This window comes from Planotetraspora thailandica (assembly GCF_016863335.1).
In the GTDB taxonomy this organism is placed as follows: Bacteria; Actinomycetota; Actinomycetes; order Streptosporangiales; family Streptosporangiaceae; genus Planotetraspora; species Planotetraspora thailandica.
Genome location: NZ_BOOR01000018.1, coordinates 60,365 through 74,031, shown reverse-complemented (window position 1 = coordinate 74,031; position 13,667 = coordinate 60,365). Strand labels below are relative to the sequence as shown.

At 68.9% G+C, this 13,667-nt stretch carries 13 protein-coding genes; 6 read left to right on the top strand and 7 right to left on the bottom strand.

What is annotated here, in order from left to right; translation table 11 throughout:
* Nucleotides 1–53: 53 nt before the first annotated feature.
* The 4 genes from Pth03_RS14415 to Pth03_RS14400 all read right to left on the bottom strand — a co-directional run bounded on the left by Pth03_RS14415 (nucleotide 54) and on the right by Pth03_RS14400 (nucleotide 4,232).
* Nucleotides 54–1,304 (bottom strand): sugar ABC transporter permease, encoded by a 1,251-nt coding sequence (locus Pth03_RS14415; RefSeq protein WP_203944750.1) that lies wholly within the window; start codon nucleotides 1,302–1,304, stop codon nucleotides 54–56.
* Nucleotides 1,301–2,077: an ATP-binding cassette domain-containing protein gene (locus tag Pth03_RS14410; RefSeq protein WP_203944749.1), complete on the bottom strand. Its 777-nt coding sequence runs from the start codon at nucleotides 2,075–2,077 to the stop codon at nucleotides 1,301–1,303. The genes Pth03_RS14415 and Pth03_RS14410 overlap by 4 nt, the downstream gene beginning before the upstream one ends.
* Before the next feature lie 64 nt (nucleotides 2,078–2,141).
* On the bottom strand, nucleotides 2,142–3,257 hold the full coding sequence (locus Pth03_RS14405; protein WP_203944748.1) for a sugar ABC transporter substrate-binding protein: 1,116 nt from the start codon (nucleotides 3,255–3,257) through the stop codon (nucleotides 2,142–2,144).
* 249 nt (nucleotides 3,258–3,506) lie between these two features.
* On the bottom strand, nucleotides 3,507–4,232 hold the full coding sequence (locus Pth03_RS14400; RefSeq protein WP_203944747.1) for a sulfite exporter TauE/SafE family protein: 726 nt from the start codon (nucleotides 4,230–4,232) through the stop codon (nucleotides 3,507–3,509).
* Nucleotides 4,233–4,393: 161 nt separating this feature from the next.
* On the opposite strand from Pth03_RS14400, the gene Pth03_RS14395 reads away from it, so the two are divergent.
* Nucleotides 4,394–4,699, top strand: a complete 306-nt coding sequence (locus Pth03_RS14395) for a hypothetical protein (RefSeq protein WP_203944746.1) — start codon at nucleotides 4,394–4,396, stop codon at nucleotides 4,697–4,699.
* A complete protein-coding gene (locus Pth03_RS14390; RefSeq protein ID WP_203944745.1) occupies nucleotides 4,696–5,028 on the top strand; it encodes a type II toxin-antitoxin system PemK/MazF family toxin in 333 nt (110 codons plus the stop codon). The genes Pth03_RS14395 and Pth03_RS14390 overlap by 4 nt, the downstream gene beginning before the upstream one ends.
* 54 nt (nucleotides 5,029–5,082) lie before the next feature.
* On the opposite strand, the gene Pth03_RS14385 is transcribed toward Pth03_RS14390, so the two are convergent.
* The 3 genes from Pth03_RS14385 to Pth03_RS14375 form a co-directional block, all read right to left on the bottom strand.
* The gene (locus Pth03_RS14385) at nucleotides 5,083–7,857 is read right to left on the bottom strand and encodes an aconitate hydratase (RefSeq protein WP_203944744.1); all 2,775 of its coding nucleotides are present in this window, start codon (nucleotides 7,855–7,857) and stop codon (nucleotides 5,083–5,085) included.
* Between the two features lie 239 nt (nucleotides 7,858–8,096).
* Nucleotides 8,097–8,816, bottom strand: coding sequence for a metal-dependent hydrolase (locus Pth03_RS14380; RefSeq protein WP_203944743.1), 720 nt, complete (start codon nucleotides 8,814–8,816; stop codon nucleotides 8,097–8,099).
* A gap of 227 nt (nucleotides 8,817–9,043) precedes the next feature.
* Complete coding sequence (locus Pth03_RS14375; protein ID WP_239119031.1) at nucleotides 9,044–10,363, bottom strand: MFS transporter; 1,320 nt, start codon at nucleotides 10,361–10,363, stop codon at nucleotides 9,044–9,046.
* 86 nt (nucleotides 10,364–10,449) lie between these two features.
* Here Pth03_RS14375 and Pth03_RS14370 point away from each other — a divergent pair, with 86 nt between their 5' ends.
* From Pth03_RS14370 to Pth03_RS14355, 4 genes are all read left to right on the top strand, one after another.
* A complete protein-coding gene (locus Pth03_RS14370) occupies nucleotides 10,450–10,986 on the top strand; it encodes a CGNR zinc finger domain-containing protein (protein WP_203944742.1) in 537 nt (178 codons plus the stop codon).
* Between the two features lie 96 nt (nucleotides 10,987–11,082).
* A complete protein-coding gene (locus Pth03_RS14365; RefSeq protein WP_203944741.1) occupies nucleotides 11,083–11,802 on the top strand; it encodes a PadR family transcriptional regulator in 720 nt (239 codons plus the stop codon).
* A gap of 6 nt (nucleotides 11,803–11,808) precedes the next feature.
* Complete coding sequence (locus Pth03_RS14360) at nucleotides 11,809–12,375, top strand: DUF1707 SHOCT-like domain-containing protein (RefSeq protein WP_203944740.1); 567 nt, start codon at nucleotides 11,809–11,811, stop codon at nucleotides 12,373–12,375.
* A 195-nt stretch (nucleotides 12,376–12,570) separates the two neighbouring features.
* On the top strand, nucleotides 12,571–13,650 hold the full coding sequence (locus Pth03_RS14355; protein WP_203944739.1) for a HesA/MoeB/ThiF family protein: 1,080 nt from the start codon (nucleotides 12,571–12,573) through the stop codon (nucleotides 13,648–13,650).
* Nucleotides 13,651–13,667: the final 17 nt, after the last annotated feature.

Genomic DNA, 13,667 nt, shown 5'->3' with positions numbered 1-13,667 from the left:
CGGGAAACGATGATCATCGCTGGACGGCCATCACCTCGACATGATCGCAGTGGTCATCGTCGTCCGGACGAGGCGGCCCGCTTCCTGGACAGGGCGTCCACGCCGGCGGCGAGCAGCAGCACCGAGCCGGTGACGACGTACTTCACACCCGCGCTGTAGCCCATCAGGCCCATGCCGTTCTGGATGACGGCCACGACCGCGCCGCCGAGCACGGCGTCGAGCGCGCGGCCCTTGCCGCCGAACAGGCTGGTCCCGCCGATGACGGCCGCGCCCACCGCGAACAGGAGCACGTCGCTGCCGCCCGTGTTGGGGTCGACCGAGTTGGCGCGGGACGCGGCGATGATGCCGCCGATGGACGCCATGAACGAGCAGATGACGAACGCCGAGATGCGGATCCGGTCGACGTTGATGCCCGCCCGGCGCGAGGCCTCGGCGTTGCCGCCCACCGCGTAGATGTGCCGTCCGTAGGCGGTGCGGCGCAGGACGAACGTCCACACGATCAGCAGCACGACGATGACCGGCACCACGATCGGCACGCCCTTGAGCGACACGATCAGGGCGTTGCGGCTGCGCTCCAGGTTCAGGACGTAGACGGCGACGCCGGAGATGACGGCGAGCGCCAGCACGCGGAACGCGATGAGCGTGAGCGGGTCGGCCGCCAGTCCGCGGCCGATGCGGCGGCGGGCCCGGAAGAGCTGGATGGCCGCGTAGGCGAGCACCCCGACGACCAGCACGATCCAGCTCACCGCGGGCGGAACGTTCTTGTTGGCGATCGCCAGGATCACGTTGTCGCGGATCGAGATGTTGGTGCCGCCCTGGACCAGCAGGAGCAGCACACCCTGGAAGCCCAGGAACGCGGCCAGCGTGACGACGAAGGAGGGCACGCCGAGCTTGGCGACCAGAACGCCCAGCACGAGGCCGATGACGACGCCGGTCACCATCGCGCCGGCGACCGCCACGTACCAGGGGAAGCCGTGGTTGGTGAGGAGCACGGCGAGCACGGCCGCGCACACGCCGCTGGCGAAGCCCGCCGACAGGTCGATCTCACCGAGGAGCAGGACGAAGATCAGGCCCATCGCGATGACGGTGACCGCGGCACCCTGCGTGAAGAGGTTCGCGAAGTTCACCGGCGACAGGAAGGCGGGCCTCAGACTTGAGAACACCACGCAGAGCACGATGAGACCGAAGACCGCGGGCAGGGCGCCGAGCTCGCCGCCGCGGACACGGTCGACGTAGCCCTTCGCGTAGCTCGCGAGCGACGAGTCGTTTTTGTGCTGCTGCTCGGGGAGCGTTTCCGTCGTCATGATGCCGCTCCGTTGCCGTTCTTGATGCCGAGCTCGCCGCTGCGTCCGGCCGTGATGAGTTCCACGACCTGCGAGTGCGTCACCTCGGAGGTCTTGACCTGGGCGGCCATCCGCCCCAGATAGAGCGCCGCGACCCGGTCGGACACGGCGAAGACGTCGTTCATGTTGTGGGAGATCAGCACGACGGCGAGCCCGTTGTCCGCGAGGCGGCGGACCAGCTCCAGCACCTGGGCGGTCTGCGCGACGCCGAGCGCGGCGGTCGGCTCGTCGAGGACGACGACCTTGCTGTTCCACAACACGGCCTTGGCGATCGCCACGGTCTGCCGCTGTCCACCGGACAGGCTGGAGACGAGCTGGCGGATGGACTTGACGGTGCGGACCGAGAGACCGTCGAGGGTCTTGGCGGCCATCTCCTCCATCGTCGCCTCGTCGAGGACCAGTCCGCTCGTCTTCTCCCTGCCGAGGAACATGTTCTGGACGATGTCCAGGTTGTCGCACAGGGCGAGGTCCTGATAAACGATTTCGACGCCCAGTGCGGCCGCGTCCCTGGGCCCGCTCACGTGGACCTTCTCGCCGTCAAAGAAGTATTCGCCGGTGTCGATCGGGTGGATCCCACCGATGCATTTCACCAGCGTGGACTTACCGGCGCCGTTGTCGCCGACAAGTGCGGTCACCTCTCCTGAATAGGCTGAGAAGGCGACGTCGTGAAGGACCTGAACGGCACCGAAGCTTTTGTTGATGCCGCGCAGTTCCAGGACCGGTCCCTGGGACACGATGGAGGACTCCGTACTTCAAGGGGCCGGTACGGCGAATGCCGTACCGGCCCGATTTCGTTTGTCAGCTGATTCCGGCCTCGGTGCACTTGGCGGCGAACTCGCCGGTGCACAGCTCTTCCTTCGTGACGTAACCGTCGTTGACGACGTCCTTGACGTTGTCGAAGTAAATCGCCTGGGGGTCGAGAAGAACCGAGGGAACGTCACGGCCGGATTCCGGGTCCTTGACGGTCGCCGGGGCGGAGGGCTTCTCGCCCTTGGCGAGGGCGATGGCCAGCTGCGAGGCCGCGTCGGCCTCCTTCTTGATCGCCTTGTAGACCGTCATGCACTGGTCGCCGACGAGGATGTTCTGCAGGCCCTGCACGGTCGCGTCCTGGCCGGTGACCGGGACCTTGCCGTTCAGCTTCTCCTTCTTCAGCACCGCGATGGCCGCGTTGCCGAGGCCGTCGTTCGCCGCGAGGACACCGGCGATCTTGGGCTGCTGGGTCAGCTGCTGCTCGAAGATCGTCCCGGCCTGCGCGTTGTCCCAGTCCGGAACCGAGTCGTCCGGGCCCTTCACGTACTCACCGGAGTCGTACTTCGGCTTGAGCACGGAGTCGTAGCCGTTCTTGAACAGCGTGGCGTTGTTGTCGGTCGGCGAGCCGTTCAGCTCGGCCACGATCGGCTTCTGCGCCTTGTTGTCGGTCAGGCACTTGACCAGGCCCTCGCCCTGCAGCTGACCGACCTTCTCGTTGTCGAACGACACGTAGTAGGAGGCGCTGCCGCCGAGGGTGAGGCGGTCGTAGTCGATCGTCGCGACGCCCTGCGAAGCCGCCTTGTCGAGCACGGCCTTGCCGGTGCCGCTGTCCAGGTTCACGATCACGAGAACCTTGGCGCCGTTCGTGATCATCTGGTCGGCGATGGTCTGGAACGCCGTCTTGTCGCCCTGCGCGTTCTGGATGTCCGACTGGACACCGGCCGCGTCGAAGGCCGCCTTGAGGAACTTCCGGTCGGCGGTCTCCCACCGGGCCGAGGACTTGCTGTCGGGGAGGATGACACCGATCTTGCCGATCGAGGCGCCGGACGCCGACGGAGCGCCGCTGCCCGAGGCACTGGAGCCACCGTTGTCGCCCCCACAGGCGGTGAGACCGAGGGACAGCGCCGCCGCTGCGGCGCCAAGCGTGAGGATCCCCTTGCGCATGGGCGTGGGTCCTTTCTCTGGCTGGGGGTCTATGAGAAATGCGGCCGGCATGCGGCGATCTCAGAAGCCGGCACTGAGATTGCGCAAACCGACCGCCCGGTACGGCGGGGCCGGGTCACGACACTCACCGATCCAGGGAATGTTGTTTGGGACAACGTAAGCCAGAACACAAACGGGCGTAAGACACAGGAAGGTAACTTTTGTTGTCCGCGGTAACAATGGAGAAACAGAAGGTTCACCCGGCTCTCGTCAGCCCGCAAGACTCTCGCCAATAAGCGCACACGCGGAAATGATCGCGAGTCCGAGCAGTGCGGTACGGACCCTTCCGCCGTCCAGATAACGCCTCAGGGGCGCCGACACGACGAACCCGACGACCACGAACGGAACGAGCGCCAGCCCCGTGCTCAGGGCGTGGGCCGGCAGCCTGCCGACGAGTGCGAGCAAGGCGAGGGACTGCGTCGCGCTCAGGAAGAAGAACATCGCCAGCGTGGCCCTGATCTGCGGACCTCGGGCGCTCTGGTAGACCAGCCCCATCGGCGGACCGCCGATGCCCGTGGCAGTGCCGGTGATCCCGGACAGGAATCCCGCCGCCGTCAACGTGAACCCGTTGCGCCGAACCGCCACCGCGCGCGCCGTCGCCACCGCCGCGGCCACCACCATCAGCCCGACCAGAACCCCGAGGGTGCGGGTGCTCACGTAGACCACGACGAGGGCCCCCAGAGCACTGCCGGGGAGCCTGCCGAGCAGCGCGAAGCCCAGGCCCGGCCAGTCGATTCGTCGCCACTCCAGCGCGAGCGTGAACAACGGCAGCACGGCGTTGACGACCTGGACGGCGCCCGGCATCACACCCGGATCGATCAACGTGATCAGGGGCGAGGCGATCAGTCCCATCCCGAAACCCACGCCGCCCTGGACGATCGCGCCGACGAAGACCGCCAAACCCCCCGCTATCAGCGGAAACCACTCGAACCACATGCCGGGCCACCCTGCCGCCCGCTCGCGCCGTCGGCAACCGAATATCAGCCAATCACCGTCAGTAATCGAAAGTCATTGCGAGAGTAATCAGCTCGCTTGTATGGTTGTATCTCGACGACGTCGTCAAAGACCGATCCGTGACATCGCCGTAGCCTCTTCACATGGGCGGCGAGCAGAAGCACACCACGATCCGGGTCGGCACCGTTACTCGCGACAAGATCGCGCGAATCGCCGAACAGGAAGGCAGACCCATGACCGCAGTGATCGACGACGCCGTCGACGACTACGAGACGAAACGGTTCTGGCAGACCGTGCGCGAGCAGATCGAGCGAACGCAACGAGAGGACCCGGAAGGCTGGGCCGAGTACCTCGCGGAGAGCGATGAGCTTCAAGGGCCCCCCTCCCGCACTCGCCGCATCGCCCCTGAATGGGAGGGCCTCATCGACTTCCCCGAGAAACGCGGATGAGGCTTTCTCAAGGTGACATCTGGTTCGCCGACTTCGGTGAGCCGGTCGGCGCAGAACAGGGCTTTCCGCGCCCTGCTCTGGTCCTCAGCAACGGCCGCTACAACGCGGCGGGCTTCAAACTCGTCATCGTCGCTCCGTTGACGACCCGAGATCGGGGATGGAGCCACCATGTCGAGGTTCCGCCCCAGAGCACCGGTCTGCACAAGACGAGTTGGGTGATGCCACAGCAGGCGCGTGCCATATCCCCCCTCCGGATGGAATGCCGGTTAGGGCGAGCTCCACGGACGGTCGTCCATGAGGTGCTCGATCTGCTCGAGCGGATGTTCTAATACAGGCCGCCCGGGGCGGAGAAATCCATCCCGGGCGGCTCACTGCCGTCTAGCTCAGCTCTTGGCGAGCAGCGACCGCAGCACGTACTGCATGATGCCGCCGTGGCGGTAGTAGTCCGCCTCTCCGGGCGTGTCGATGCGCACGACCGCCTGGAACTCGACGTCGCCCGCCTTCACCGTGACGGTCGCCGGGGTCGTCCCGGAGTTGAGCTCCTCGACCCCGACGATGTCGAAGGTCTCCTCACCGGTCAGCCCCAGCGACGCCGCGCTCTCACCCTCGGGGAACTGGAGAGGCAGCACACCCATGCCGATCAGGTTCGACCGGTGGATGCGCTCGTAGGACTCCGCGATGACGGCGCGGACGCCGAGCAGCGCGGTCCCCTTGGCCGCCCAGTCACGTGAGGAGCCCGAGCCGTACTCCTTGCCCGCCAGGACGACCAGCGGGATGCCGGCGGCCTGGTAGTTGCTGGAGGCGTCGTAGATGAACGCCTGCTCGCCGCCCTTGGTGAAGTCGCGGGTGAAGCCGCCCTCCACACCGTCGAGCAGCAGGTTCTTCAGCCGGATGTTGGCGAAGGTGCCCCGGATCATCACCTCGTGGTTGCCGCGGCGGGAACCGTAGGAGTTGAAGTCCTTGACCTCGACGCCGTGCTCACGCAGGTAGCGTCCGGCCGGAGAGTCCGGCTTGATCGAGCCCGCCGGCGAGATGTGGTCGGTCGTGACCGAGTCGCCGAGCCGCGCCAGCACCCGCGCGCCGGCGATGTCCGTCACCGGTTCCGGCGAGGCCGGCATCCCGTCGAAGTACGGCGCCTTGCGCACGTACGTCGAGGACGGGTCCCAGTCGAAGGTGTTCCCGGTCGGGACGGGCAGCGACTGCCAGTTCTCGTCGCCCTTGAAGACGTCGGCGTAGTCGCGCAGGAACATGTCCTGGCCGATCGACTCCGACACGACCGCGGCGACCTCATCCGGCGAGGGCCAGATGTCGGCGAGGAACACCGGCTTGCCGTCGGCGCCCGTGCCGAGCGGCTCGTTGTTGAGGTCGATGTCCATCGTGCCGGCCAGGGCGTAGGCGACGACCAGCGGCGGCGAGGCCAGGTAGTTCATCTTGACGTCCGGGTTGATCCGGCCCTCGAAGTTGCGGTTGCCGGACAGGACCGCGGTCACCGCGAGGTCGGACTCCTGGATGGCCGCGGAGATCTCCGGCTCCAGCGGACCGGAGTTGCCGATGCACGTGGTGCAGCCGTAGCCGACGAGGTTGAAGCCCAGCTTGTCGAGGTACGGGGTGAGCCCGGACCGCTCGAAGTAGCCGGTGACGACCTGGGAGCCGGGGGCCAGCGACGTCTTGACCCACGGCTTGCGGGCCAGGCCCTTGTCCACGGCGTTCTTGGCGAGCAGGGCCGCGCCGAGCATGACGTAGGGGTTGGACGTGTTGGTGCACGAGGTGATCGCCGCGATGGTGACGACGCCGTGGTCGATCTCGAACGTCGTACCGTCCGCCAGCGTGACCGGGGTCGGCCGGTACGGCCGGTCGCCGTTGAGGTGGGCCGCGTGCGGCGCGTCCCCGTTGCCGGAGTGGGAGATCGCCGGGGAGTCCGAGGCGGGGAACGACTCCGCCGAAGCCTCGTCCGCCGGGCCCTGGACGCTGTCGCCGGGGGCGAAGTCGCGCACGGCCGCGCGCCAGGCCGACTTCGACTCCGACAGGGCGATGCGGTCCTGCGGCCGCTTGGGACCGGCGATCGACGGGACCACGGTCGCCAGGTCGAGCTCGATGTACTCCGAGAAGACGGGCTCGGGCGCCGACGGGTCGAGCCAGAGGCCCTGCTCCTTGGCGTACGCCTCGACGAGCGCGACCTGCTCGGCCGAGCGGCCGGTGAGCCTGAGGTAGTCGGTCGTCTGCTCGTCGATCGGGAAGATCGCGCAGGTGGAGCCGAACTCGGGGCTCATGTTGCCGATCGTGGCCCGGTTGGCCAGCGGCACGCTGGAGACGCCCTCGCCGTAGAACTCGACGAACTTGCCGACGACGCCGTGCTTGCGCAGCATCTCGGTGATGGTCAGCACCAGGTCGGTCGCGGTGGCGCCGGCCGGGAGCTTGCCGGTCAGCTTGAAGCCGACCACGCGCGGGATCAGCATCGAGATCGGCTGGCCGAGCATCGCGGCCTCGGCCTCGATGCCGCCGACGCCCCAGCCGAGCACGCCGATGCCGTTCTCCATGGTCGTGTGGGAGTCGGTGCCGACACAGGTGTCGGGGTAGGCCTTGCCGTCCCGGGTCATGACGACGCGGGCCAGGTGCTCGATGTTGACCTGGTGGACGATGCCGGTGCCCGGCGGCACGACCTTGAACTCGTCGAAGGCGGTCTGCCCCCAGCGCAGGAACTGGTAGCGCTCGCGGTTGCGCTCGTACTCCCGCTCGACGTTGCGGGCGAAGGAGTCGGGGTGGCCGAAGAAGTCGACGATGACGGAGTGGTCGATGACCATCTCGGCCGGGGCGAGCGGGTTGATCCGCGCCGGGTCGCCGCCCAGGTCGCGCACGGCTTCCCGCATCGTCGCGAGGTCCACGACACACGGGACTCCGGTGAAGTCCTGCATGATCACACGCGCGGGGGTGAACTGGATCTCCACGCTCGGCGTGGCGGTGGGGTCCCAGCCCGCGATGGCGCGGATGTGGTCGCCGGTGATGTTGGCGCCGTCCTCGGTGCGGAGAAGGTTCTCCAGCAGGATCTTCAGGCTGTACGGGAGGCGCGCCGACCCCTCGACGGCGTCCAGCCGGTAGATCTCGTACGACGCGTCACCGACGCGCAGCGTGTCACGGCTGCCGAAGCTGTTCGCGGACACGAAAGTCGCCTCCCCAAGGGTTCCTGGCTATGTCTCACGGTTCGTAATGCATCCTGCCGCACCAGCGGGACGCGTCAGGCAACGAGGTGCCGCGCGGCGGATGTCTCGACATCAAGATATCTCGGAAGATATCTCGACATCAAGTTACTAGCCGGTCGGCAAGCATACGGGTACGGCACGGCTCCATGGCCGTGCCGTACGACGTCGAAGGCCCGCAACTCAGGGCCCGGAGGAAGGGCTCAGGCGGGCATGAGACGCAGGCAGAGAAGCGCGACCACGGCGATCGACAGGACGGGGCCGACGATCTGGTTCTCGAACTTCTTGCCCGTCTTGAAGCCGATGTCCCACGGCAGCAGCCAGCGGGCCTTGATCGGCCACAGCACCGGGCAGCCGCGCTCGGTCAGGCAGTCGCCGACCACGTGGGCGAGGCAGCCGACCCCGATCGCGAACCCCAGCCAGGAATACGTGACGTCCATGAAGTAGAACGCGGTGAACAGACCCGCCGTCAGCGCGATGTTGAGCACCGCCGAAGTGATCGTCTTGTTCGGGATGCCGATGCCGAGGGCGCGTAACGCCAGGCCGATCATCAGTACGACCAGGATGTCCCGCCCGACCGTCGTGTAGTGCCCCAGGAAGTGGGCGCCCACCCCGGTCACTGCCGCGAACAACAACGAGTGGGTGGCATGCCTGTGGCCGCCGCTGGCGAAGTTGACCCCCTTGCTGAGCAGCCATGTCGCCGGCCCGAAGGTCTGGGCGATGGTGGCGCTCGGGTGGTCGAGGTCGGGCAGCATGGCGGCGCCCGCACAGATGACCGCGCCCGCGATCAGCTCCGGCGGGTTCATCACGGTGCCCGTGACCGTGGCGAGTTCCGGCGAGATGACACCGGGAAGTGCTACAAGTGCCGGCGAGACCGCCAGCCAGGCGACAGCCCCACTGAGGGCATGCGAATGCCCCATCATGACAAGATCACGGCCGAGACTGTACGGCAAGCAGCCGACAAAATCAGCGAACCCGGCATTTGCCGCGTGTCGTGCAGGGAGCGTCAGACCGCGGAAACGGCAGACGGGATTGTTCCTCTCCGAGAGCACCCCCCAGCCCTCTCAGAGCAGAACAATCCCGTCTGCTGGGTCCAACGCACCCGTCCCGGATCCTGTTCCCGATTCCCGAGATAAATTCGTGATCTGTATCACTCTGCTGTCGCGGACTCGGAATCGGCGGCCCGTCGCAGCTCAGACGGGGTGACCGCCCACAGGAACGGCACGACCAGCACCGCCACCGCCGCCGCGAACACGGCGAACCCCGCTCGCAGTCCGAATGCTTCGGCCAGCCCACCGGCCAGGCCCGCGCCGAGGGGAAGGGTGCCCCATCCGAGCAGGCGCGCGGCCGAGCCGTACCTGCCGAGCAGGCGGTCGGGCACGAGCGCCTGAGCGATCGTGCGGGAGTTCACCGTCCAGAGCGTGCCGCCCATGCCCCCGGCGAACGCCGCCGCGCCGACGGCCCACGCGGACGGGAACGACGCGGGTACGGCCATCATGAGGAACGTGCCGATCAGGTCGGCGAACAACGCCCAGCGCACCCCGAGCAGCCGGTTGACCACGGAGGTGAGCGCCGCTCCTGCGAGCCCGCCCAGGCCGATGGCGCTGATCAGCAATCCGTACGCCTTCGGATCGGCCTCCAGCACGGCGGTCGCGTAGGACGGCATGAGCGCCAGCCACGCGCTCCACGCCCCCGCCAGGACGGTGATGGTCAGGGTCAGGGTGCGCAGCAACCGGTCGCGCCACAGGAAGCGCAGTCCCTCCACGATCTCGCCGAACAGGGCCGCCGCGCTCCCCCGGTCTCCAGAGGCGGAATCGGCGGGGCCGTGATGCGCCGGCCGGTCTGCGCGCGCGGGCCGGAACGAGCCGGCGAGAAGCACGATCAGTACGGCTCCCGCGGCGAAGGCGCCCGCCGAGAACCCCAGGGCGAGTGAGGCGCCGACGCCGACGAGCAACCCGCCGACCGCGGGCCCGCAGAACTCGTTGGCCAGGGTCTCCGCGCCCGCGATCCACGCGTTCGCCCTGGCCCTGCGGCTTCGGGGCACGGCGGCGGGCACCATGGCGCCGGTGGCCGTGTTGGCCACGACCTCGGCGGTGCCGATGACCACTCCGGCCGCGTAGAGGGCGGCCAGGGAGATCCCGTCCCCTGCACCGGCGACGAGCAGCGCCCCGGCCGCGGCGAGCCGTACGAGGTCGGCCAGGATGACGAGCCTGCGGCGGTCGGCCCGGTCGGCCAGCACGCCCACCGGGAGCGACACGAGCAGCCAGGGCAGCGTGAGCGTGAGCCCGACCACGGCGACCTGCCCCGGTGAGCCGCCGAGTCCGACGGCGAGCAGCGGCAGCGCGATCTTCAGGACTCCGTCGGCCAGGTTGGTCGTCGCGGTGAAGGCGACCAGCACGACCTCGTTGCGGCGCGCGATCCGCTCGAGGGCGTCCGGCGACGCCTGCAGGGCCTCGTTCGTCTCGCTCACGGCACTCCAACCGTCTATCGAGTTAGTCGGCTCGACCGTAACCGGCTAAGTGATTTGATGGAAGAGAGCCAGGCAGAGGAGTGACCATGAGTGAGCCGTCCCGCCACGCGGCGCTGATACGCGACTTCGCCAACACGGTGGACGCCGAGGAGGGCACGGACATCATCACGTCACCCTCCGAGCTGACGGACTGGCTACGCGAGCAGGGGCTGCCCCACGACGGGGTCGACGCGGCCACGCATCGGCGGGCGATCACCCTGCGGACCGGCCTGCGGGCCCGGCTGCTGGCCACCAACGGGGGCGGCCCCGACGTGCGCGCGATCGAGGAGGCCCAGGCCGTACTGGACGCACTGCCCCTGCGGGTGGTGCTCCGGGCGGGAGGCGAGCCGGGGGAACCGCTGGACGGATCGGGCCCGCTCGCCGCCATCGGCACGGCATGGGCCCTGGTGGTGGCCGGCGGGGAGTGGCTGCGGCTCAAGCAGTGCCCGGACCATTCGTGTGAGTGGGTGTTCTGGGACTCCACCAGGAGCCGCACCCGGCGGTGGTGCACGATGCGCGTCTGCGGCAACCGGGCCAAGTCGCGGGCGTACGCCGACCGTCGCAAGGCGGCGCGGGAACCCTGATCGCCGCCCCACGGGACAAAGGGGGTTGTTCTAAGAACTGTCTCGATATATCGTCGAAGCATCAAGAGATAGTCGAGACAGTTCCTAGGGGGATTCATGACATCCGCATTCGCCATGGACGGGCCATGGGCCCGTCGAGAGGAGTTCCGCCGTCACATGCGGCACGTGCTCCGTGCCGCCGCCATGAAGGGAGCAGCCATGTGGCATGACGAACACCACAACGCCGACTCGCACGAGCACCGCCACAGGGCCGGCCACCGGGGGCGCGGGCCGTGGGGCGGCTTCGGACCGGGCGGGCCCGGCGGTCCGTTCGGACCCGGTTTCCCGTTCGGCGGCCGCGGCTTCGGCCGGGCGCGCAAGGCCAAGCGCGGCGACGTCCGCGCCGCCATCCTCGCGCTGCTGGCCGAGGAGCCCCGCAACGGCTACCAGATCATCCAGGAGATCGCCGAGCGCAGCGAGGGCGGCTGGAAGCCCAGCCCCGGCGCCGTCTACCCGGCGCTCCAGCAGCTCACCGACGAGGGCCTGGTCCGCGCCGAGGAGAGCGACGGCCGCAAGACCTTCCGCCTCACCGAGGCCGGTCTCGGCTACATCGACGCCCACCAGGACGAGGTCCGGGCGCCGTGGGAGGACATGACGCCCGACATCGGGGAGAACGTCCACGAGCTGTTCGACCTGTCCCGCCAGGCGGCCTCCGCCCTGTTCCAGCTCGCGCACAGCGGCACCGACGGCCAGATCAGGGAGGCCAAGCAGGTGATGACGGAGACCCGGCGCAAGCTGTACCAGATCCTCGCAGACGGCGACCCCGCCGAGGAGTGACGGCACATGGCCTCCAGGGACGAGATCCGGATCGGCGACAAAGAGCGTGACGAGGTGACCCAGGCCCTGCACGACGCGTTCGCGCAGGGCCGGATCACCCGCGACGAGCTCGACGAGCGCCTCGACGCCACCTTGTCCGCCCGCACGGCGGGCGACCTGCGGCGGATCACCGCCGACCTGCCGGACGAGACACAGGATCCGCTCGAACACGACCTGCCGTACGGCATGCCGTGGCCGGGCCGCGGACCTCTCGCTCACGGGCCCTTGCGCGGACCCGGGGCTTTCAGGGGTCACGAGGCTTTCAGGGTTCACGGGCCATTCTGGGGCCCCGGGCACCTCGCCCCCTGGGGTTCGCGGGCGGCCGCGAGGCGCCCGGGCGGGCCCTGGAGGAGGCGGGGCGGCCCCCCGGTGCCGATCCTCGCCGTAGGCGCGCTGATCGTCCTCGCCCTCGTCACGGGCGTGGCCTGGCCGCTCTTCGCCGCCATCAAGATCGTGCTGATCGTGTGGCTGATCGCCGCCGTCGCCGGCCTGTTCCACCACCGCCGCGCGTACGGCCGTCGCCACCACCACTGAAATTGGGACTTGAACAACACGGCGGCAGATGATGATTTGTCGATCAGGACCGGTCACGGTCAGCCGCCGGCGAATCATGACAGTCACGACACGGTCCTGACCCGGCGACCACACGAGCACACGGAGGGCGGGCGGCGTCCCGCCCTCCGTTTCGCGAGGGGAACCGGTCAGGTGCTGCTGCCACGGGTCAAACGCATGCACGAGCCGTTCAGGCTCGACGACGGCACGGTGCGAATCGGTGGCGAGATCTACGGCCTGGCCGGCGAGATCGCCGACCCGCTCGGCGGCGCCTGGGCCGCGCTCACGCTCATGGACGGCACGCGGACCCCCGAGCAGATCGCCGCGACCGTGTGCGGAACCGTCCCGGGCGTCTCGGCGGCCGCTGCGCAGGAGCTCATCGGCGCGCTGATCGCGTCGGGTCACGTCGAGGACGCCGCGGCCGGCATGCCCGATGAGCTGAGCGAGCGGGAAAGGGAGCGGTACGGCAGGGGTCAGGCGTTCTTCCACTTCGTCGACCTGACGCCGCGCCCGCATTCCTGGGAGGCGCAGGTGCGCCTGAAACGGGCCCGCGTGGTCGTCCTCGGCCTGGGCGGCACCGGCAGCCACGCGGCGTGGGCGCTCGCGGCCACCGGCGTCGGCCGCATCCACTGCGTCGACGCCGACGTGGTGGAGACGTCCAACCTCAACCGGCAGGTCCTCTACGACGAGGGCGACGTCGGCCGCGCGAAGGTCGACGTCGCCGTGGCCAGGCTCAGACGGGTCAATTCCGACATCGAGGTCACCGGCGAGCGGCGCAGGGTGGACGGCGTGGCCGCGCTGCGTTCCCTCCTCGACGGATGTGACGTGCTCGCGCTGTGCGCGGACGAGCCGCGCGGCCACGGTGTGGGCGACGGCATCAGGATCTGGGCCAACCGGGTCTGCGCCGGATCGGGCGTGCCCTGGGTGGGCGGCGGCTACGACGGGCCGCTGGTCACCGTGGGAACGTTCGAACGCGGGCGCGGAGCCTGCTACGAGTGCCTCATCGACGGGGAGACGCGCAGGCGCGGACGCGACCTTCCCGTCGACCTCGGAGGGCCCGGCGTGGTGGCCGTGTCGGCGGGCGTCTCCGGCCTCCTGGTGGCGCACGCCGTCACCTCCCTGATCACCGGCGTTCCCCGGCCGGCCAGCGGATCCTTCGTGGGAATAAACCTCATCGCCCCCGACCATCACGTGCTGGTCCGTCACTCCCCGCGCCCCGGATGCCCGGTGTGCGGGCCCGGCGGAATTGGGTCTTGACCGGAGGTGGCCCGCGG